16 protein-coding genes are annotated in these 20561 nt (G+C 67.1%); 7 read left to right on the top strand and 9 right to left on the bottom strand.

Annotated features, from left to right (window positions below; all coding sequences use genetic code 11):
* Positions 1-71: 71 nt before the first annotated feature.
* The gene (locus BM172_RS19805; protein WP_051548362.1) at positions 72-716 is read left to right on the top strand and encodes a hypothetical protein; all 645 of its coding nucleotides are present in this window, start codon (positions 72-74) and stop codon (positions 714-716) included.
* Between the two features lie 635 nt (positions 717-1351).
* On the opposite strand, the gene BM172_RS19800 is transcribed toward BM172_RS19805, so the two are convergent.
* The 5 genes from BM172_RS19800 to BM172_RS19780 form a co-directional block, all read right to left on the bottom strand.
* Positions 1352-4423 carry a TonB-dependent receptor gene (locus BM172_RS19800; protein WP_051548361.1) on the bottom strand — a complete coding sequence of 1024 codons (3072 nt, stop codon included), beginning with the start codon at positions 4421-4423 and terminating at the stop codon, positions 1352-1354.
* Positions 4424-4971: 548 nt separating this feature from the next.
* Positions 4972-5895 (bottom strand): Grx4 family monothiol glutaredoxin, encoded by a 924-nt coding sequence (gene grxD / locus BM172_RS19795; RefSeq protein ID WP_026633922.1) that lies wholly within the window; start codon positions 5893-5895, stop codon positions 4972-4974.
* A gap of 312 nt (positions 5896-6207) precedes the next feature.
* A complete protein-coding gene (locus tag BM172_RS19790; protein WP_026633921.1) occupies positions 6208-7065 on the bottom strand; it encodes a UDP-2,3-diacylglucosamine diphosphatase in 858 nt (285 codons plus the stop codon).
* A gap of 103 nt (positions 7066-7168) precedes the next feature.
* The gene (locus BM172_RS19785) at positions 7169-7765 is read right to left on the bottom strand and encodes an SGNH/GDSL hydrolase family protein (RefSeq protein WP_090423622.1); all 597 of its coding nucleotides are present in this window, start codon (positions 7763-7765) and stop codon (positions 7169-7171) included.
* Positions 7766-7773: 8 nt separating this feature from the next.
* Positions 7774-9006 carry an aminotransferase class I/II-fold pyridoxal phosphate-dependent enzyme gene (locus BM172_RS19780; protein ID WP_177218846.1) on the bottom strand — a complete coding sequence of 411 codons (1233 nt, stop codon included), beginning with the start codon at positions 9004-9006 and terminating at the stop codon, positions 7774-7776.
* Positions 9007-9152: 146 nt separating this feature from the next.
* Here BM172_RS19780 and rsgA point away from each other — a divergent pair, with 146 nt between their 5' ends.
* The 5 genes from rsgA to aceE all read left to right on the top strand — a co-directional run bounded on the left by rsgA (position 9153) and on the right by aceE (position 17532).
* A complete protein-coding gene (rsgA, locus tag BM172_RS19775) occupies positions 9153-10208 on the top strand; it encodes a ribosome small subunit-dependent GTPase A (protein WP_026633918.1) in 1056 nt (351 codons plus the stop codon).
* Positions 10209-10261: 53 nt separating this feature from the next.
* Positions 10262-10750 (top strand): hypothetical protein, encoded by a 489-nt coding sequence (locus BM172_RS19770; RefSeq protein ID WP_026633917.1) that lies wholly within the window; start codon positions 10262-10264, stop codon positions 10748-10750.
* Entirely contained in the window at positions 10747-12021 is a 1275-nt protein-coding gene (locus BM172_RS19765) for a peptidase MATCAP family protein (RefSeq protein ID WP_026633916.1), read from the top strand. The genes BM172_RS19770 and BM172_RS19765 overlap by 4 nt, the downstream gene beginning before the upstream one ends.
* Before the next feature lie 188 nt (positions 12022-12209).
* Positions 12210-14495 carry an NADP-dependent malic enzyme gene (locus BM172_RS19760; RefSeq protein WP_026633915.1) on the top strand — a complete coding sequence of 762 codons (2286 nt, stop codon included), beginning with the start codon at positions 12210-12212 and terminating at the stop codon, positions 14493-14495.
* Between the two features lie 343 nt (positions 14496-14838).
* Positions 14839-17532: a pyruvate dehydrogenase (acetyl-transferring), homodimeric type gene (gene aceE / locus BM172_RS19755; protein WP_026633914.1), complete on the top strand. Its 2694-nt coding sequence runs from the start codon at positions 14839-14841 to the stop codon at positions 17530-17532.
* A gap of 74 nt (positions 17533-17606) precedes the next feature.
* On the opposite strand, the gene BM172_RS19750 is transcribed toward aceE, so the two are convergent.
* The 4 genes from BM172_RS19750 to BM172_RS22900 form a co-directional block, all read right to left on the bottom strand.
* Entirely contained in the window at positions 17607-17939 is a 333-nt protein-coding gene (locus tag BM172_RS19750; RefSeq protein ID WP_026633913.1) for a hypothetical protein, read from the bottom strand.
* A 90-nt stretch (positions 17940-18029) separates the two neighbouring features.
* Positions 18030-18704, bottom strand: coding sequence for a glutathione S-transferase family protein (locus BM172_RS19745; RefSeq protein WP_026633912.1), 675 nt, complete (start codon positions 18702-18704; stop codon positions 18030-18032).
* A 24-nt stretch (positions 18705-18728) separates the two neighbouring features.
* On the bottom strand, positions 18729-19820 hold the full coding sequence (locus BM172_RS19740) for an MFS transporter (protein ID WP_245778731.1): 1092 nt from the start codon (positions 19818-19820) through the stop codon (positions 18729-18731).
* A 42-nt stretch (positions 19821-19862) separates the two neighbouring features.
* Positions 19863-19991 carry a hypothetical protein gene (locus tag BM172_RS22900; protein WP_281244987.1) on the bottom strand — a complete coding sequence of 43 codons (129 nt, stop codon included), beginning with the start codon at positions 19989-19991 and terminating at the stop codon, positions 19863-19865.
* Between the two features lie 136 nt (positions 19992-20127).
* Between BM172_RS22900 and BM172_RS19735 the strand changes: the two genes are divergently transcribed.
* A complete protein-coding gene (locus BM172_RS19735; RefSeq protein WP_026633910.1) occupies positions 20128-20433 on the top strand; it encodes a DUF3247 family protein in 306 nt (101 codons plus the stop codon).
* Positions 20434-20561: the final 128 nt, after the last annotated feature.

Below are 20561 nucleotides of genomic sequence, written 5' to 3'. Positions count from 1 at the left end.
GGCTGACTATTTGCGCAGCCTCGTATGGTGTGCTGCGCACCATTGAGCGCTGGTCGAGAGAAGACTGCTACATGAATCTTACTGAGTTCACAAACTATCTATTTGAGCGCCCGACTGATGGCCTTGAATGGTATTTCCGCGATGAGCATGAAGATCCGTCTGTCGCGAAGGAGCTGCTTGTCGAATTGACGGCGGGCGTATTCATGCAGGCTGCCAGCATGGGCAGCCAATTTAGTGAGGGGCAGGTATGCATGGGGCTGCGCTGCTTGGTGAATCCAAGTTGCGGTCCGATCGCATACCTATATTTGGACGCGTCGATCGATTTTGAGGTCCGCAAGCGGGCGATTGCTGGTATGCGATTTGTGTTTTCCGACTTGTTTGCGCAGAAGTTGGAAGGGAATGGCGCCTATCGAGAGCATGGTGGCCTGCCGCAGAGCTACGGAGAGACGTGCTACATGTGGTGGGATATGTTTCCCAGGCATGGCATCCCTAGGCGCGCAGATATGGAGGACGTCGACTCTGTTATTTGCCAGACGATCGGCTCCGTTCTGGAGGTTGACGTTCTGGCTTGTCAGGAGTCCGCCTTGCATGGCCTTGGGCACTGGTTTTCATCTCGGCCCGACGAGGTCGAGACGGCCGTGAAGTCGTTTTTGCCTCGAGCGCCGTTTGCTCTTCAGCAATACGCCTTCGAGGCAATGCAAGGTCTGGTGCAGTGAGTTCGCTTCTCGGTCATCTACGGCTTTGATTCACTAACTTCGGAGCTGATGCAGCGGTTAGCGCGCCTTGGCGTTTCTCTGTCATTCGATATCTATCCGTTCGAAGAGACTTAAAGGGGCCGGAGGCGTTAGATGTCCCTCGTCCCCGTCATCATTCATCGAGATGGACTCCCGCTGCGTCACGAAGGCGCGTCTACGCATGCAGTGCCAACGCCAGCCGGCGTAAACAACCGGCGTAGGTTGGGGTAAGCCGCAGGCGCACCCCAACGTGCGGTGCGCATCGATGTGCCGATGTTGGGGTTCGCTGCGCTCACCCCAACCTACGCCGGCTCTTTTGCTCGTCATTCCGGCGCAGGCCGGAATCCAGTAACGACACCGCTCGAAGGTCGCGAGTAGCCAAACTGACGCTATCGCGAAAATCCAGGGTTTGCGCTACTGGATTCCGGCCTGCGCCGGAATGACGAGCAATGGGCTTGGCGCTCCACAGACAATGCACGGACATCGTCACCCGCAGCAACGCAGCATCGATAAAAAAAGAGCCGCCTCTCGGCGGCCCATATGGGGAGATACCAGCTGTTCTTGGCGCGGGAACCTCCATCCAAAGGTTCCCGCGCACTTTGTGATGACTTAAGTGCTCACAGCGAGAAGTCGTAACGCGCGCCGAGGCGGACGTAGCGCGGGTCCTGGAACGAGCGCGGGCGGAAGCAGTTGATGGTGGTGTTGCCCGAGGGGTCTTCGCAGGTCTCGTTGAGCTGGGTGATGCGCTGCTTGCCGAGCAGGTTGAACACGTCGGCCGACAGGGTCAGCTTGTGGTCCAGGAAGGCCGGCTGCCAGGCAGCGCTGAGGTTGATGGTGTAGGTCCACGGCGTGCGGCCGTACGAACCGCGCGGAGCGGGCTTGCCGTTGCACCAGAAGTACGCCGCCTGGTAGCCCACCGGGTCGCCGCCCGCGGATTCCGGACGGGCGCCGATGCAGCTGATCGGCGTGCCGGAGGCGATGCGGGTGACAGTGGAGAGGCGCCATTCCGGCGTCGGCTGGTACACGCCCAGGATGCGCAGCTGGTGCGTCTGGTCGTTGGCCAGCGGGCCGTTGGTGTTCTCCATCAGTTCCGGCGCATCCCAGCTCTCGGTGGTCGACACGTCCGCCTGCACGATGTCGGAGTCGAGCTGGCCTTCGGAGTTGCCGTAGCTGCGCGAGAAGGTGTACTCGACCTTGGCGTACCACTTGTCGCTGAACTGGTGCTCGGCATACAGGTCGAGCATGTAGTAGCGGCGCTTGGCCTTCGGCTCGCCGATCTCCTTGGCGGTCAGCGGCACTTCGAAGTACTGGCCGGCGGCGGGCGACAGGATGAAGGTGTTGGCGTTGCCCGGGTTGTACAGCCAGCACTGCGTGCTGTTGGCGATACCGGCGGCGACCGCGGCGCTCATGCCGTGCGCGTCGCCCCAGGCCTGGATCGGACGGCTGTCGCAGTCGTCGTCGATCAGGTTGCGCAGCACGCGGAACATGGCCTTCGCGCCGACCGTCCAGTTGTTCGCCAGCTGCTTGTCGAAGCCGAGGATGTACTCGTCCTGGTAGTAGGTCTTCAGGTCCTTTACCGACACCGTCCTGGCATCCGGCGGGGTGCCGTTGGCGCCGTTGTTGTAGAAGGTCTGCGACCACGGCGCGCCCACGCTCAGGCCCTGCGGCACGCCGGTGACCGGGTCGATGCTGGTGAACGAGTAGTAGGTGGACGGGAAGGTGGAGGGACCTGCGCCGCGCACGGCCACGCTGGTGGGCAGGCCGAGGTGGTAGCGGCCGGCGTTGCCGTAGACCTTCAGCGAGCTGTCGCCGTACACGTCCCAGGCGAAGCCCAGGCGCGGGTCGAGCTGGTTGCGCTCCTTGGCATAGGCGGCGCCGACGCCGTTGTAGTTGGTGAACTGCTCGTTGCGCAGGCCCAGGTAGATGTTCCAGCGGTCGGTCAGCTGCCAGTGGTCTTCGATGAACTCCGAGCGCTGCGCGGTGCGCGCCGAGGTGCCGGTGCTCAGGCCGGTGGATTCGGCGTAGTAGCCGTTGGCGAACGAGGCCGGGTTGTACAGGGCCGGATCCAGGCCGAGGTTGGTCAGGCGCTGGGTGATCGCCTGGCCGCTGCCGAGGTCGAAGTAGCGCCAGCCGGTGCCGGTCACCGGCGCGCTGCCCCAGGTGGCGCGCAGGATGTAGTTGTCCATGCCGCCGCGGAAGTCATGGCTGCCCAGGCGGTACTCGATGTTGAAGCTCCAGCCGTTGGTGCGGTCCTGCGAGCCGGGGCGCAAGGTGGTGGTGGCGCCGAACTGGCAGCTGGGCGCCGGGTTGGTCGCGGCGATCGCGCGGTTGTCGGTGATCGCCGGGCAGGGCGTGCCGCCGGCGCCGGTGATGCTCTGGATATGGTCCGAACGGCTCTTGCCGTACATCGCGTTGACGGTCAGGTCGTCGGTGATGTAGCCGGTGTAGTGGCCGATGTAGATGTTGCCGCCCGGCGTGCCGTTGGTCTGGGTGCCGTTGTAGTTCTTGGTGTACTGGTGGCCCTTGTAGCCGGTGTTCGACAGGGTGGAATAGTTGTAACCGTAGATCTGCGAGTCGGTGGTCTCGTCGTCGCCGATCGCGGTGAATTCCACGATGTGGTTGTCGGTGATGTTCCAGTCGAACTTGGTCAGCCAGCGGGTGATCTTGTTGGTGTCGTTCTGCACGGTCGAGTTGTTCGACTGCGTGCCGTAGGCGACATCGGTCTGGCGCACCGCGTCCGCGGCGCCGAAGAAGAACAGCTTGTCCTTGATCAGCGCGCCGCCGATCGAGCCCGAGTACTGGATCTCGTCGCGGTCGCGCGGCGAGAAGGCATTGCCGACCTGATACAGCGTGCCGTTGCGGCGATACACGTTGCGCGGCTGCTGCGCCAGGTCGCTGGGCGACCAGAACGCCTGGATGTCGCCCTTCCACTGGTTGGTGCCGCGCTTGGTCACCACGTTGATCACGCCGCCGGTGGAACGGCCGTATTCGGCGCCGTAGCCGCCGATCAGCACCTGCTCCTGGTCGATCGCGTCATACGGCAGCTGGCGCGAGCTCACGCCGGTCAGCGGGTTGGTGGCCGAGAAACCGTTGATGTAGTACGCGTTCTCCGAGGCCGACGAACCGCCGAACGACAGCGCGTTGCCGTAGCCCCTCGCGGCCGGCGTGGTGCCTGGCGCGAGCAGGGCGATCGAGCTGATCGAGGTGCGCGCGATCGGCAGCTTGGCCAGCTGGTCGGCGGTGAGCACGGCGCGCGAGTCCACCGACGACACGTCAATCGCCGGCAGTACGTTGCCCACGACCTGCACCGCGCCCAGCGTCTGCGCATTGGCGGCGTTGGCGGAGAAGGACACCTCGGTACCGCTGCTGATGGTGGTCTGCACGTCATTGCGGCTGTCCACCACCTTGCCGTCCTTCACCAGCGACACGGTGTAGGTGCCGATCGGCAGCGACGCGGCGCGGTAGCGGCCCTGCGCGTCGGCGGTGAGGTCGCGCTTGAGGCCGGTCTGCAGGCTTTCGATGTGGATCGTTTCTCCCGGCGCGGCCTGGCCGAAGATCACGCCCGTCGCGTTGGACTGGGCAAGCGCGACGCCGCTGCTCGCAAGGCCCAGGCCAAGGGCCAGGGCGAGAGTGAGCGGGCGCAGCGGCAGCGGAAAACCACCGGAGCGATTGGCTTTGCTGGAAGTCATGGTCGAACCTCGGTTGATGATGTTTTGGTCTCGAAGACTGAGCGAGTCGTTTCATCGAACCGGAATGCCGCCCACGGCAAAGCCATGCCCGGAGCGGGATGCCCCTGTCATGCCTGCCTTGGTAAGCCTTACTCCCCCGATTCGTCCGGATGTCCCCACACCCGGAGGCCTTTCATGGCGTGCCCCGCCGTGACTAGTGGCCTAGACCGAAGCTACGAACCACGCATTTGTTATGCAATGGTTACGGGGCGTGAGAAAAAACGTATGGGCGCTGCGATGGCGCGCTTCATGCGTACGAAAAATCTCGCATTTCAGACGCAAGTAATTGCGGTATTCGGAGATATCGCAAGCTCGTAGCAAGGAAGCCGAAGACCTTTGCGGCCAGTGCTCACAGCTTCTCGCGGCGAGTCCGAGCACGTTTCGCACGAAACTGCGAATCAAATAAACAAATGCTGAATAACAGGCGCGTTTTGCCCTGTTTTTTTGCCCTTCGCGAACGAAGACGGGGCCCGAAGGCCCCGTTTTTTATAGGAAATTTTCCTAGGTGTTCAGTAGCGCGGCACGCTCGGATCGATCTCCTCCGCCCATGCATCCATGCCGCCCTGCACGTTGTAGACGTTGCTGAAGCCGTGCGCGGCGAAGCGCTCGGCCACGCCGCGGCTGGACACGCCGTGGTGGCAGATGAAGGCGATGGCGGTGTCCTTGGGCAGGGCGGCCAGCGTGTCGTAGCCCTCTTCCTCAAGCACGCGGGCCTGGGCCAGCGGTGCGGCTTGGGCGCGGCCATGGGCCGGGCGCACATCGACCAGCACCAGGTCGCCGGCGGCCAGGCGGGCCTTGAGCTCCTGCACGGTCAGGTTCTTGATCTCCTGCGCACCGGGGAACTTCAGGCTCAGGCCCTCGCCCTGCACGGTGGAGACCCAGTCGATCACGATGCCTTTGGCGCGCTGGGCACTGCCCGGGTCGAAATGCACGTCGATGCCGTTGCTGCTGGAGACGATGTCGTGGTCGCCGGCCGGGGCCAGCTGGAAGCCGGCGCTGTGGTCCGGACCGATCTCCAGGTGCAGGGCCAGGCCCTTGGCGTTGGCGGTGCCCTGGCGGATCGCCTCGGCGGCCTTGTCGGTGATGGTGATCTCCGGTGCGCTGCGGTCCGGCGGGGTGGCGCCGAACAGGCTGTGCAGCTCGCCGCTGGTGTACATCTGGCGAATGATGTCGGCGCCGCCGACCAGCTCGCCTTCCACGTACAGCTGCGGGATGGTCGGCCACTCGCCGTAGGCCTTGATGCCCTCGCGGATCTCCGGGTCTTCCAGCACGTTGACCGTGTGGTAGTCAGGCAGCAGCTCGTTGAGCGTGTTGGTCGCCGCGGCGGAGAAGCCGCACATCGGCTGCTGGCGGGTGCCCTTCATGAACAGCACCACGCGGTGGTTCTTGAGCAGGGTTTCGATGCGTTCGCGGGTGGCGCTGTCGAGGGACATCAGTGGGACTCCGGCAAAGAGGGTCAATGATACGCCCCTCCATATGCCGCCGCCTTCGGGCAGCTTCAACGTCCTCACCCTTCGAGGAGAGGCCTTCTCCCTCCGGGAGAAGGTGGCGGCAGCCGGATGAGGGTACGGGCGGAGCGGTGCGCATCAGCCTTGCGCTCTGCCCGTACCCTCACCCCAACCCCTCTCCCGAGGGGAGAGGGGCTTCAGGAACGAGCGGCGAGGACGCGGCCCGCATCCCTGCGGCGGCGCGTCCTGTCGCCCCGCGTCCTCGCCGCTCGTCCCTGGCGAAAGTTTCCCCGGGGATCAGGCGGCCGGGCGCAGTTCCGCCAGGCTGCGCCGGTGCCGGGCCAGCGGCGCCAGCGCCAGGCCGGAGGCGGGCGAGGGCAGCACCAGCTCGCGGCTGGCGCGGCCGAGCGCGGCCGGCTGCTCGCTCCAGTGGATCAGTTCCATCGCGCCGGTATGGTCCTCGACCAGGGCGGTGCAGTGCTCGACCCAGTCGCCGTCGTTGAGGTACAGCACGCCGTCCATGTCGCGCACATGGCCGAAGTGGATGTGCCCACAGATATGGCCATCGAAGCCGCGCTCGCGCGCATCGGTCGCCACGCGCTCCTCGTAGGCGCGGATATAGGCCAGCGCCTTGCGGATGTGCGATTTCACGATGATCGACAGCGGCAGGTACGGCAGCTCCAGCCGGCGCCGCATGGCGTGCACGCGGCGGTTGGTCCAGCAGATGAAGCGGTGCATCACCTCGCCCAGGTGCAGCATCCAGGTGCGGCCGATCCGCTCGGGATCGAACTCGTCGCCGTGGCTGACCCGGTAGCGGCGGCCGTCGGCGCCTTCGTGCACGGCGTCCAGCTCGATGCGCACGCCGCCGAAGCTCTGTCCGGCCAGGCCGCGCAGCGGCGCGTCGTGGTTGCCGGGGATGTAGATCACCTCGATGCCACGCCGCGCCATGTCCAGCACCTCGGCCAGTACGGCGCCATGATCGGCGTGCCACCAGATGCGCTTGGCCAGCGATTCCATGTCGATGATGTCGCCGACGAGATAAAGCTTCTCGCAGCGGAGCTTGCGCAGGAAGTCGAGCAGGTACGAAGCCTTGCAGTCGGGCGTGCCAAGGTGCACGTCGGAGATGAAGGCGCTGCGGCAGTGAAAGGTCGCCATGGCGGTCTCTCCCGGTGTGGTATCCGGGAGCTCAGTCTGCGCGGGGCAGGTCACCGGCTCGTGGCGGCGCGGTTGCAGCTTTGTTGCGGCGCGGAAGGTGCGCTCAGGCCAGCAGGCGGCGGGCGACCGGCAACGCGGCCTCGGCCCACAGCGCGTATTGCGCGGCGGAGGGGTGCAGGCCGTCGCCGGCGAGCAGGGAGGGGAACTCGCGGGAAATTGGTGCGATGTCGACGAAGGCGGCGCCGGCGCGGCGGCTTTCCTCGCCGGCGATGGCGTTGAAGGCGTCCAGCTCGGCGGCGATCCGCGCGGTATCGCGGCCGCTGTCGCGGGCGAACGGGGTGACGCCCCAGTCGGGAATCGACAGCACCAGAGTGCGGCCGGGACGGTCGCCGGCCAGGGCGATCGCGCGTTCCAGCAGGCGGCGGAACTCGCCGCGGTAGTCGTCGGCGGAACGTCCGCGGTACTGGTTGTTGACGCCGATCAGCAGGCTGACCAGGTCGTAAGGTGGGGCGAATTCGGCGGCATCCATCGCCGCCGACAGCTCGTCGGTGGTCCAGCCGGTGGTGGCGAGGATGGCTGGATCGGCCAGCGCCACGCCCTGCATGCGCAGGGCAGCGGCCAGGCGCATCGGCCAGCGGCCTTCGGCGGGGACGCCCTCGCCGATGGTGTAGGAGTCGCCTAGCGCGAGATAAGCCAGCACGCGTGCGGTCAGGCGACCGCGCGCGCGTGCTGCCCTTCGGCCATGCGCGCGAGCACGCGCTCGATGCGCACGAACACCTCGCGCAGCTGCTCCGGCGGCGGCAGCAGGGTCAGGCGCAGGTGGCGGCTGTCCGGCACGTTGAAGCTGCTGCCGGGCACCACCAGCACCGATTCCTCTTCCAGCAGGCGCAGCGCGAAGGCGTTGTCGTCGAAGCGCGGCACGCGGTCGGCGCGCACGCGCGGGAACGCGTACAGCGCGCCGCCCGGCGTGGCCAGGTCGAGGAACTCGCTGTTGGCCACGCCTTCCAGGATCATCCGGCGCGCCTCGTGCAGGCGCCCGCCGGGCGAGGTCAGCGCGCCGATGGTCGGCTTGCTTTCCAGCGCCGGACGCACCGCCCATTGCGCGGTGACATTGGCGCACAGGCGCAGCGCGGCGAGCAGCTGCAGCGCGTCGCGGTAGTCGTGGGTGCGCACCGGGTCGCCGGAAAGGCTCATCCAGCCCACGCGATAGCCGCAGGCGCGGTGCACCTTGCTCAGGCCACCGAAGCTCACGCAGGGCACGTCGCCGGCCACCGTCGCCAGCGGCACGAACTGCGCGCCGTCGTAGAGGATCTCGTCGTAGATCTCGTCGGTGAGCAGCAGCAGGTGATGGCGCTCGGCGATGCGCACGATGCGCTCCAGCAGCTCGCGCGGATACACGGCGCCGGTCGGGTTGTTCGGATTGATCAGTACGATCGCGCGGGTGCGCGCGGTGACCAGCGCCTCGATCTCGTCCGGATCGGGCAGGTGGCCGTTTTCGGCCAGGCAGCGGTAATAGCGCGGCTGGCCGTCGTTGAGGATGGTGGCGGCGCTCCACAGCGGATAGTCCGGGCTGGGCAGCAGCACTTCGTCGCCCGGCTGCAGCAGGGCGCGCAGGCTCAGGTCGATCAGTTCGCTGACGCCGTTGCCGACGAAGATGCGCTCCACTTCCACGCCGCGCGCGCCGCGCGCGCGCTGCTGCGCGGCGATGGTCTCGCGCGCTTCTTCCAGGCCCTGTTCGTGGCCATAGGCCTCGCTGTCGCGCAGATGGGCGGCGATGGCATCGCGCAGGTGGGGCGGGGTTTCGAAGCCGTAGCGGCCCGGGTTGCCGATATTCAGCTTGATGATCGGCAGGCCGGCGGCCTCCAGTTCACGCGAGCGGCGGGTGAGTGCGCCGCGGATTTCGTAGCGCACTTCGGCCAGGTGCGCGCTGGGTCGGATCATCGGGGCCAACGTCTTGGGTCCTTCGTCTGCTGGGCGCCGTGCGGCGCTCTGGGGTACGTCCGCATGCTAGCAGCGCCCGGCAGGGCGTGCGAGGCGTGCGCCAGCGCGATTCCGGGCAGCCTTCAGGCAGGGCATAATCGCCCCTCATGACCGAGGCCGAGACCATCGAACGCCTGCGCAGCGTCGGCTGGCGCGGCGATGCCCTGCCGGCAGGCCAGCTGCGGCTGGCCCGGGTGGTCGCCCAGCATCGCGCGGGCTACGAGCTGCACGACGGCGTCGCGCTGTTCGGGGCCCAGCCGGCCGGACATTTCCTAAAACGTGGCCTGGATCCCGCCGAACGCCCCGCCGTGGGCGATTTCGTGGAGCTGGAGCCGGGCAACCCGCCGCATATCGCCAAGGTGCTGCCGCGCCGTTCGGTGCTGTCCCGTGCCGCCGCCGGCGAGCGCTACGAGCGGCAGATCATCGCCACCAATATCGACTACGTGCTGGTGCTGACCGGCCTGGATGGCGACTTCAATCCCGCGCGCATCGAGCGCTATCTGTCGCTGACCGAGGACTCCGGCGCGCAGCCGGTGGTGCTGCTGAGCAAGCTGGATATCCGCGACGACGCGGACGCCTTGCTCGCAACCCTGCGTTCGCGCCTGCCCGCCGGCACGCCGATCCACGCCATCAACGGCAAGGACCCGGCCAGCGTGGCCGAGCTTTCGCGCTATCTGCAGCCCGGCGACAGCGCGGTGCTGGTGGGTTCCTCCGGCGCGGGCAAGTCCACGCTTACGAATACCCTGCTCGGCACCCAGCGCATGGCCACCGGCGAAGTGCGCGCGCACGACAGCCGCGGCCGCCACACCACCACGCACCGCGCCCTGCTGCAGCTGCCCAGCGGCGGCTGCCTGATCGACACGCCCGGCATGCGCGAGCTCAAGCTCACCGGCGAGGAAAACCTCGACCTGTTCGCCGACATCGACGAACTGGCCCAGCGCTGCCGTTTCGCCGACTGCGGCCACGGCAGCGAGCCCGGCTGCGCGGTGCAGGCGGCGCTGGACAATGGCGAACTCTCGGCCGAGCGCTGGCGCAATTACCTGAAGCTGCGCGACGAGCGCGAAGAACAGGCGGCCACGCTGGAGGCGCGCCTGCGCCGGCAGCGTGGCGGACGTCCGCCGACCAAGCCGCATGGGCATCGCGGCGGGCGGGAGCGGGAGTAGCTTGTTCTTAGGATTGCTTTACTAATAAGGCCATCGCGGCCAGGGGTGCGGGAATGCAGCGGCTGTCGTCGTCCAAGACGTTCTTCTACAAGCGGATCTTTCCCGTGATGTGGTTCGGTTTCATCGCGGTGTTCGCGCTTATCTGGATTTTTGACAACGGCGCCGCCCGTGCCGCCGCGGATCCCGGTCAGTGGATGGGCCTGTTCGTGCCCTTCGTGATGTGCATTGTCGGTGGCCTGCTGCTCAAGCGCCTGATCTTCAATCTGTCCGACGAGGTCTGGCTGGAGGGCGACACCCTGGTGGTGAAGAACCGCGGGGAGAGCACGCGCCTGGCGCTGGGTGAGGTCATCAACGTCAACAGCACCACCATGACCAACCCGCCGCGCATCACCCTGACGCTGCGCACGGAATCCTCGCGGCTGGGGTCTGAAGTGAATTTCATCCCCGCCGGCATGCGCGGTCCGTTCAGCGCCTTCAAGGCCAGCCCGATCGCCACGGACCTGATCCGGCGCATCGACGCCCTGCGCCGGAGGTCGGCATGAGCGTCGCCGGCGTCGAGCTGTCGCCAGCCTTGCAACGCTACGCCACGCTGGACCAGCGCCTGCTCGCCGCGGTCAAAGGCATCCGCATCCTGCCCACCGTGGCCTGGCCGGCGACCCTGGAAAACCGCCTGATCGCGGCCTTCAGCAAGGGCGACTACAGCCTGCCCCAGGTCGACTACCCGCGCCCGGACCTGTCCGAGGCGCGCGCCGAGCTGGCCAGGATCGAGCGCGAGGCCGGCCACGACGACCCGATGGGCGAATATCTGTGCCGCACCGCCGAGTCCTGGCGCATCGCCGCCGAAATGCTCGAGGCGGTGGGTACGGCGGGTTTCACCGCGCCGTCGATCGTGCTGTATGGCCGTCCGGGCGATCCGATCCCGGGCAGCGACCGCAGCAATCTCGATGCGGCGCGCTACTTCGTCGAGCTGTCGGACGAGCTGGGCTCGGACCTGCTCGGTGACGACGACAGCCAGAGCATGCAGGCCGACGTGCTGCGCGCCGATCTGGCCGCGACGCTGGACCGGTTCTTCGGCGACGGCGTGATCCACGTCGAGGTCGACGACGAACTGACCGCGAAGGCCGCGGCCGGCGCCACCCGCATCCGCCTGCGCGGCGGCACCCATTTCAGCGAATACGACCGCCACCAGCTGCTGGCCCACGAGGCCTACGTGCATTCGCTGACTGCGCTCAATGGCCGTGCCCAGCCGGTGCTGGCCTCGCTGGCGCGCACCTCGCCGCGGGTCACGGCGACGCAGGAAGGCCTGGCCGTGTTCGCCGAGCTGATGTCCGGCGCGATCGACATCGCCCGGCTCAAGCGCATCAGCCTGCGCATCCTGGCCATCGACATGGCGCTCAACGGGGCCGACTTCGTCGAGGTCTACAAGTATTTCTCCAGCTGCGGACAGAACCCGTTCGACAGCTTCCACTCGGCCCAGCGCGTGTTCCGCGGCGTGCCGCTGGGCGGCGGCGCGGCCTTCGCCAAGGACAACGTGTACCTGAGCGGCCTGCTCACCGTGCACACCTTCTTCCGCTGGGCACTCAAGCAGCGGCGCATGGACATGCTGCGGCACCTGTTCGCCGGCAAGCTGGCGCTGCATGACGTGCTGAGCCTGCAGCCGCATTTCGAATCCGGCGCGATCGTGCCGCCGCGCTGGCTGCCGCCGTGGATGCAGCATGTGCATGGGCTGGCGGGCAAGCTGGCGTTCTCGCTGTTCGTCAACCGCATCCACATGGGGCGGGTGCAGGCCGAGAGCCTCTCGCTCAGCCTCTAATACATTCGGGCTAAGCGTCGATCCGCGAGCTGCATGGCGTGGCTTAATGCCGCACATCCGCGCTCGCCATACGCGTACGTTCTTGCGCATTGCGCAAGGGAATCGCACCGGCGCGGTGCTACCATCCCGCGATGTTGCCGCAAGCGGCACGCCCATTCCCTCACGCATCCTCAGCGAATCGCGCACTCATGGCACTCCCCGAAGAACTTCGACTCGCCGCCCTCGAATATCACCGCCTGCCGCGCCCCGGCAAAATCAAGGTTTCGGCCACCAAGGCCATGGTCACCCAGCGCGATCTGTCGCTGGCCTATTCGCCCGGCGTGGCCTACGCCTGCGAAGCCATCGTCGAGGACGCCAACGCCGCCAGCGAGATGACCGCGCGCGGCAACCTGGTGGCGGTGATCACCAACGGCACCGCGGTGCTGGGCCTGGGCGACATCGGTCCGCTGGCCGGCAAGCCGGTGATGGAAGGCAAGGGCGTGCTGTTCCAGAAGTTCGCCGGCATCGACGTGTTCGACATCGAGATCGACGAGCGCGACCCGGACAAGCTGGTCGACATCATCGCCAGCCTGGAGCCGACCTTCGGCGGCATCAACCTCGAGGACATCAAGGCGCCGGAATGCTTCATCGTCGAGCGCAAGCTGCGCGAGCGCATGAAGATCCCGGTATTCCACGACGACCAGCACGGCACCGCGATCATCGTCGGCGCCGCCGTGCTCAACGCGCTGGAAGTGGTGGGCAAGAAGATCGAGGACGTGAAGCTGGCCACCGCCGGCGCCGGCGCGGCCGGCATCGCCTGTTTGGACATGCTGGTGGCGCTGGGCCTCAAGCCTGAGCACATCCTCGCCTACGACCGCGAGGGCGTGCTGTACACCGGCCGCGACCACATGGACCCGGACAAGCAGCGCTACGCGCGCGACACCAAGGCGCGCACGCTGGCCGAGATCGTCGACGGCGCGGACATCTTCCTGGGCCTGTCCGCCGGCGGCGTGCTGAAGCCGGAGATGGTCGCCACCATGGGCCGGCAGCCGATCATCCTGGCGCTGGCCAATCCCAACCCCGAGATCCTGCCGGAGGACGCCCAGCGCGTGCGTCCGGACTGCATCATCGCGACGGGCCGCTCGGACTATCCGAACCAGGTCAACAACGCGCTGTGCTTCCCGTACATCTTCCGCGGCGCGCTGGACGTCGGCGCCACCGGCATCAACGAGGCGATGAAGACCGCCTGCGTGCGCGCCATCGCCCAGCTGGCCCGCATGGAAGCCGGCGACCTGGCCAGCGCCTATGGCGGCGACGTGCCCACCTTCGGCCCGGATTACCTGATCCCGCGCCCGTTCGACCCGCGCCTGCTGGTGATGCTGGCGCCCGCGGTGGCGCAGGCGGCGATGGATTCGGGCGTGGCCACGCGTCCGATCACCGACATGGACGCCTACAAGGAAAAGCTCGGCCAGTTCATCTACCGCACCGGCCTGCTGATGAAGCCGGTGTACGAGCGCGCGCGCGCCGACCGCAAGCGCGTGGTCTACGCCGAGGGCGAGGAAGAGACCGTGCTGCGCGCAGTGCAGACGGTGATCGACGAGCGCCTGGCCTTCCCGATCCTGATCGGCCGCCCCAGCGTGATCGAGACGCGCATCCAGCGCCTGGGCCTGCGCATGAAGGAAGGCGTCGATTTCGAGCTGACCAATATCGACGACGATCCGCGCTTCAACGACTACTGGCAGCAGTACCACGCGCTGACCGAGCGCCGCGGCGTGTCGCCGGCGGCGGCCAAGAACCTGCTGCGCTCGCGGCCCACGCTGATCGCCTCGCTGATGGTCGAGCGCGGCGAGGCGGACGCGATGATCTGCGGCCTGGTGGGACGCTTCCACAAGAAGCTCGGCTACATGCGCAGCGTGTTCGGGCTGGATCCGGGCGTGCAGTGCACCTCGGCCATGACCGGCGTGATCAACGACCAGGGCGCCTGGTTCTTCCTCGACACCCACGTGCAGGTCGACCCCAGCGCCGAGCAGATCGCCGAGGCGACCCTGCAGGCCAGCTATCGCCTGAAGCTGTTCGGCATCGAGCCGAAGGTGGCGCTGCTGTCGCATTCCAACTACGGCAGCCACGACAACCCCAGCGCGGCCAAGATGCGCAAGGTCTACGAGCTGCTGAAGTCGCGCCTGCCCAAGCTTGAGATGGACGGCGAAATGCAGGCCGATACCGCCTGGGACGAGGGCCTGCGCACGCGCATGTTCCCCAACACCACGCTGACCGGCCGCGCCAACCTGTTCGTGATGCCGAACCTGGACGCCGCCAACATCACCTACAACATGGTGCGCGTGATGACCGACGGCGTCGCCATCGGCCCGATCCTGATGGGCATCGACAAGCCGGCGCACATCCTGACCCCGGCCTCGACGCCGCGCCGCGTGGTCAATATGACCGCCATCGCCGCGGTGGACGCGCAGATCCGCGGGCAGCAGAAGAGCCGCTGACGCTTTGAGCCCCTCTCCCTCCGGGAGAGGGGTTGGGGTGAGGGGGCGGGCGGAGCGCAAGAGTGATGCGCACCGCTCCGCCCGTACCCTCATCCGGCTGCCGCCACCTTCTCCCGGAGGGAGAAGGATTCCACTTTGAAAGGTTATCCAAGAACCGGCGCTCACCCGCCGGTTCTTTTTTTGCCTTTTCTAAATCGCCCCACCCCCTCCATGCGGCGCCGTATCGACCCCAGTCGAATTGGCGGCCAGACCCCGCCGGAGCTAAACTCGGAGGGTTCCCCGCATCCCCGATGCGCCACCTGCAGCCACGCCGGTTCCCGGCGTCGCGGAGAGAAGACTCCCCATGGATCAGCTCGACGACATCCTCCACCAGGACCTCGACCCCACCGAAACCCAGGAATGGGTCGATTCGCTCAATGCAGTCATCAACCATGACGGCACCGAGCGCGCGCATTACCTGCTGGAAAAGATGGTCGACTCGACCCGTCGCGCCGGCGGCTACCTGCCGTTCAATCCGACCACCGAATACGTCAACACCATCGCGCCGGCCAACGAGGCGAAGATGACCGGCGATGCGGCGATCGAGTGGCGCATCCGCACCCTGGTCCGCTGGAACGCGATGGCCATGGTGGTGCGTGCCAACCGCAAGCCGGGCGAGCTGGGCGGCCATATCGCCAGCTTCGCGTCCTCGGCCACGCTGTACGACGTGGGCTTCAATCATTTCTGGCGCGCGCCGAGCGCCGACCATCCGGGCGACCTGGTGTTCCACCAGGGCCATTCCAGCCCGGGCATCTATGCGCGCTCCTTCCTGGAAGGCCGCATCGGCGAGGACCAGCTCGACCTGTTCCGCATGGAAGTGGCGGGCAAGGGCCATGGCCTGTCTTCTTATCCGCACCCCTGGCTGATGCCGGACTACTGGCAGGTGCCGACGGTGTCGATGGGCCTGGGCCCGATCCAGGCGATCTACCAGGCGCAGTTCTGGAAGTACCTGGAGCACCGCGGCCTGGTGCCGAAGTCCGACCGCAAGATCTGGTGCTTCATGGGCGACGGCGAGACGGACGAGCCGGAATCGCTCGGCGCCATCTCGCTGGCCGGTCGCGAAGGCCTGGACAACCTGGTGTTCGTGATCAACTGCAACCTGCAGCGCCTGGACGGTCCGGTGCGCGGCAACGGCAAGATCATCCAGGAGCTGGAAGGCGTGTTCCGCGGCGCCGGCTGGAACGCCATCAAGGTGATCTGGGGCAGCTACTGGGATCCGCTCCTGGCGCGCGACAAGGACGGCGTGCTGCAGAAGCTGATGATGGAAACCATCGACGGCGAGTACCAGGCCTGCAAGGCCTTCGGCGGCGCGTACACGCGCGAGCATTTCTTCGGCAAGTATCCCCAGACGCGCGAGATGGTCGCCAACCTGAGCGACGACGACATCTGGCGCCTCAACCGCGGCGGCCATGATCCGCACAAGGTCTACGCGGCCTATCACCAGGCGGTGAACACCAAGGGCATGCCCACGGTGATCCTGGCCAAGACGGTGAAGGGCTACGGCATGGGCGCGGCCGGCGAGTCGCAGAACCCGACGCACCAGCAGAAGAAGCTGGACGACGAGGCCGTGCGCCACTTCCGCGACCGCTTCAACATCCCGGTGCCGGACGGCAAGCTCAAGGACGTGCCGTACTACCACCCCGGCAAGGATTCGCCGGAAGTGCAGTACATGCTCGAGCGCCGCCGCGCGCTGGGCGGCTCGCTGCCGCAGCGCCGCCGCACCTCGGACGTCAAGCTGAAGGCGCCGGAGCTGGCCGCGTTCGAGCAGATCACCAAGGGCACCGGCGAGCGCGAGATCTCCACCACCATGGCGCTGGTGCGCGGCATGAACCTGCTGCTGCGCGACAAGCAGATCGGCGAGCGCATCGTGCCGATCGTGGCCGACGAGGCGCGCACCTTCGGCATGGAAGGCATGTTCCGCCAGATCGGCATCTACGCGCCGTTCGGCCAGAAGTATCGTCCGCAGGACGCCGACCAGCTGCTGTACTACCGCGAAGACCAGAAGGGCCAGGTGCTGCAGGAAGGCATCTCGGAGGCCGGCGGCATGGCCGCCTGGATGGCCGCGGCCACCAGCTACAGCATCAGCAACCAGCCGATGCTGCCGTTCTTCATCTACTACTCGATGTTTGGTTTCCAGCGCATCGGCGACCTGGCCTGGGCCGCCGGCGACATGCGCGCGCGCGGCTTCCTGATCGGCGGCACCTCCGGCCGCACCACGCTCAACGGCGAGGGCCTGCAGCACGAGGACGGTCATTCGCACCTGCTGTCCGGCGCGATCCCGAACGTGAAGTCGTACGACCCGACCTTCTCCTACGAAGTGGCCGTGATCATGCAGGACGGTACGCGCCGCATGCTGCAGGAGCAGGAGGACGTGTACTACTACATCACCGTGATGAACGAGAACTACAGCCATCCCGACCTGCCGGCCGGCGTGGAAGAGCACATCATCAAGGGCATGTACCTGTTCAAGGATGCCGGCAAGCCGAAGAAGGGCGAGCCGCGCGTGCAGTTGCTGGGCTCCGGCACCATCCTGCGCGAAGTCATCGCCGCCGCCGAGCTGCTGGAGAAGGATTTCGGCGTCACCGCCGACATCTGGTCGGTGCCGAGCTTCAGCGAAGTGCGCCGCGACGGTTTCGACGCCGAGCGCTGGAACCGCCTGCATCCGGAAGCCGAGCAGCGCGTGCCGCACGTTACGGCCATGCTGCAGGGCCGGCAGGGCCCGGCCATCGCCGCCACCGACTACGTGCGCGAGTTCGCCGACCAGGTCCGCGCCTTCATTCCGGACGGCATGCGCTACACGGTGCTGGGCACCGACGGCTTCGGCCGCTCGGATACGCGCGAGCACCTGCGCGGTTTCTTCGAGGTCGACCGCTACTGGATCGCGCAGGCCGCGCTGTCGGCGCTGGCGAAGGAAGGCAAGGTCAATCCGAAGGACGTGGCGCGCGCCATGAAGGAATACAAGCTGGATCCGGAGAAGCCGAATCCGCTGTACGTCTGAGGCGCCCCGGTGCAGAACGCAAAAAACCCGCCGGAAGGCGGGTTTTTTGTCTGGACGTCCAATTGAAAGTGCGCTCAGTCGTCTTCGTCGCGGAATGCCCGCCGCAGCAGCAGGAAGGCGCCGATGGTGCCGGCCACGATGGCGGCGGTGGCCACCGGATGGCGGCTGACGTGGCGGCGCAGGCGGCGGTACTGGTAGTTCGCCTCGTCGGCCATGTCCTCGGCGGCGTGCGACAGGCGGCGGGCGTAGTCGCCCTTGTTGCGGCCGAAGCGGCGGTGCAGTTCGCGGCCGCGTTCCATCAGGCCGTCCGCGCGGTCGCCGGCGACGTCCGCATAGTGGCGAGCGCGGTCGCGCATCTGGTCGCCGATGCCGTTGATGGTGCTTTCGAGATCGCGGTGACGGCCCATGGCAGCTTCTCCTTCTGTGCAGGGTAACGACCATGCCAGCGCCATCGTGAGCGGTGCGTAAACAGGGCCGGCGTGACGGTATTTCTGGCGTCAATCGACCATGGCATAGGGGCCGCCGCGCTCCAGTGCGCGCCGATACGCCGGCCGCGCATGGATGCGCTCGAGGAAGTCCCACAGGCGCGGATGGCTGCTTGCCGTCAGGCCTGCGCGCGACGTGGCGGCCTCCAGCGGAAAGCTCATCTGGATGTCCGCTGCGCCGAACTGCGCGCCGCCGAACCAGGGCGCATGCGCCAGTTCGCCTTCCAGGTAATCCAGGTGCGTCTTCAGCTGCGGATCGACGAACACCCGTTGCACCTTGCCCGCGATGCCGCGCAGCAGCGGCTTGACAAAGAACGGCGCCGGGCTATTGGGCAGGCGCGAGAACACCAGCTTCAGCAGCAGCGGCGGCATCGCCGAGCCTTCGGCGTAATGCAGCCAGTAGGTGCTGCGCAGGCGCTCGGGCGTGCCGGGCGGCGGCAGCAGGCGGCCCTGGCCGTAGCGGTCGGCCAGGTATTCGATGATCGCGCCGGACTCGGCCAGGGCCAGCTTGCCGTCGCTGATCACCGGCGACTTGCCCAGCGGGTGGATCCGGCGCAGTTCCGGCGGCGCCAGCAGGGTCCTGGGGTCGCGCTGGTAGTGCTTGATCTCGTACGGCAGCTCCAGCTCTTCCAGCATCCACAGGATGCGCTGCGAGCGGGAGTTATTGAGGTGGTGGACGGTGATCATGGCTTCCCCTTCGATGGCGATGGATTACAGCGTATCCGCCGCCGGTTCGCTCAGCTCGTTCGGCTCGGCATGCAGCTTCTGGCGCTGCCGCAGCGTGGGGAACATCCACATCCACAGTCCCACCACCACCAGGGTGCCGATGCCGCCGATCAAGGTGGCGTTGACCGCGCCCAGCCACGCCGCCAGCAGGCCGGATTCGAACTCGCCCAGCTGGTTGGAGGTATTGATGAAGATCGCGTTGACCGCGCTGACCCGTCCGCGCATGTCGTCCGGCGTATCCAGCTGCACCAGCGCGCCGCGGATCACCATGCTGACCATGTCGAACGCACCCAGCGCGAACAGCGCCACCAGCGACACCCACAACCAGGTGGACACGGCGAACACCAGCGTCGCCACGCCGAAGCCGGCCACGGAGGCGAACATCAGCGTGCCCACGCGCCGCTCCAGGTTGTGCCGCGCCAGCCACAGCGACATCAGCAGCGCGCCCACCGCGGGCGCGGCGCGCAGCAGGCCCAGGCCCCAGGGGCCGGTGTGCAGCACGTCCTTGGCGAAGATCGGCAGCAACGCGGTGGCGCCGCCGAGCAGCACCGCGAACAGGTCCAGCGAGATCACGCCCAGCACGTCCGGCCGCGCGCGGATGAAGTGCACGCCGGCGAACAGCGTCTTCAGCGTGGCCGGCTCGCGCTTCGGCTGCGCCTGCTCGTAGCGCAGGCGGCTCATCAGCAGCACCGCGGCGAGATAGAGCAGGGCGCACACCACGTACACCACGCCAGGACCGGCCACATAGAGCAGGCCGCCCAGTGCTGGACCCATGATCATCGCCGCCTGGCCGGCCGAAGCGTTCACCGCCATCGCGCGGCCCAGCAGCGGCGGCGGCACCAGCGCCGGCAGCATCGACTGCATGGCGGGAAACTCGAAGGCCTTGGCCACGCCGATCACGAACACCAGGGCGAGGATGCTGGCCTCGTGCGCCGCATGCCGCAGGCTGAGCGCGGCCAGCACCGCGATCGCGACAAGGTCGACGATCTGCCCCAGCAGCACGATGCGGCGCCGCTCGAACTGGTCGGCCACGTGGCCCGCGGGCAGCGCCAGCAGAACCGAGGGAATGAACTGCACCAGGCCGATCAGGCCGAGGTCGAGCGCGCGACCGGTGATCTTTTATTTTTGCCAGCCGGCCGCCACCGAGAGCATCTGGAAACCGAAGCCGGAAGCGATGCGCGCGAACCAGAACTGCACGAACGCGGGGTGATGCCGCAGCGACGCGGCGGGCGAGGTCGAGTTCGACATGGGAATCCTTGCCGGGGAGCGCGCATTGTAGTCGCGTCCCCCGGCAAGCTTGACGCCATCGTGCCGCGGATTTGATCCGGGGTTGCCCCGCGCGCCGCTACGGTGGCCGCAAGTTCAAGCGCGGAGAGCTGATCCCATGGCCCGGACCGCCGCACACGTCTACACCGACGAGACCACCATCCTGGCGCTGGAAGCGCTGGTGCGCGAATTGCCGACCAATGGCCACGTGCGCCTGGAGCTGACCAGCGGCGACAGCTGCGAGGGCGTGATCGTGGAACGCCCGAACGTGCAGCTCTATTTCGACCCCAGCGACCGGCGCGAGGGCATCAACGGCGAAGTATGCCTGGAGCGTCCCGAGGTGCCGGACTGGCATCGCTGGATCTGGCTGGACGAGATCGCGCGGGTGGAGCATCTGGATTCGACCATGGGCAGCGAATGCTGACCATGCCTCGCCGCCGAGGTAGGTTAGGGTGAGCCGCAGGCGACTGCGAAGGCAGGATGCCGTAGCGAACATCCGCGTAGCGGATGGCCCGAAGGGCGGGCTGCCGATGCAGCCCGTAACCCCAACAT

The organism is Dyella marensis, assembly GCF_900112865.1.
In the GTDB taxonomy this organism is placed as follows: domain Bacteria; phylum Pseudomonadota; class Gammaproteobacteria; order Xanthomonadales; family Rhodanobacteraceae; genus Dyella_D; species Dyella_D marensis_A.
Note: the sequence above shows the minus strand (reverse complement) of the source record. Positions and strands in the feature narration are given on the sequence as shown.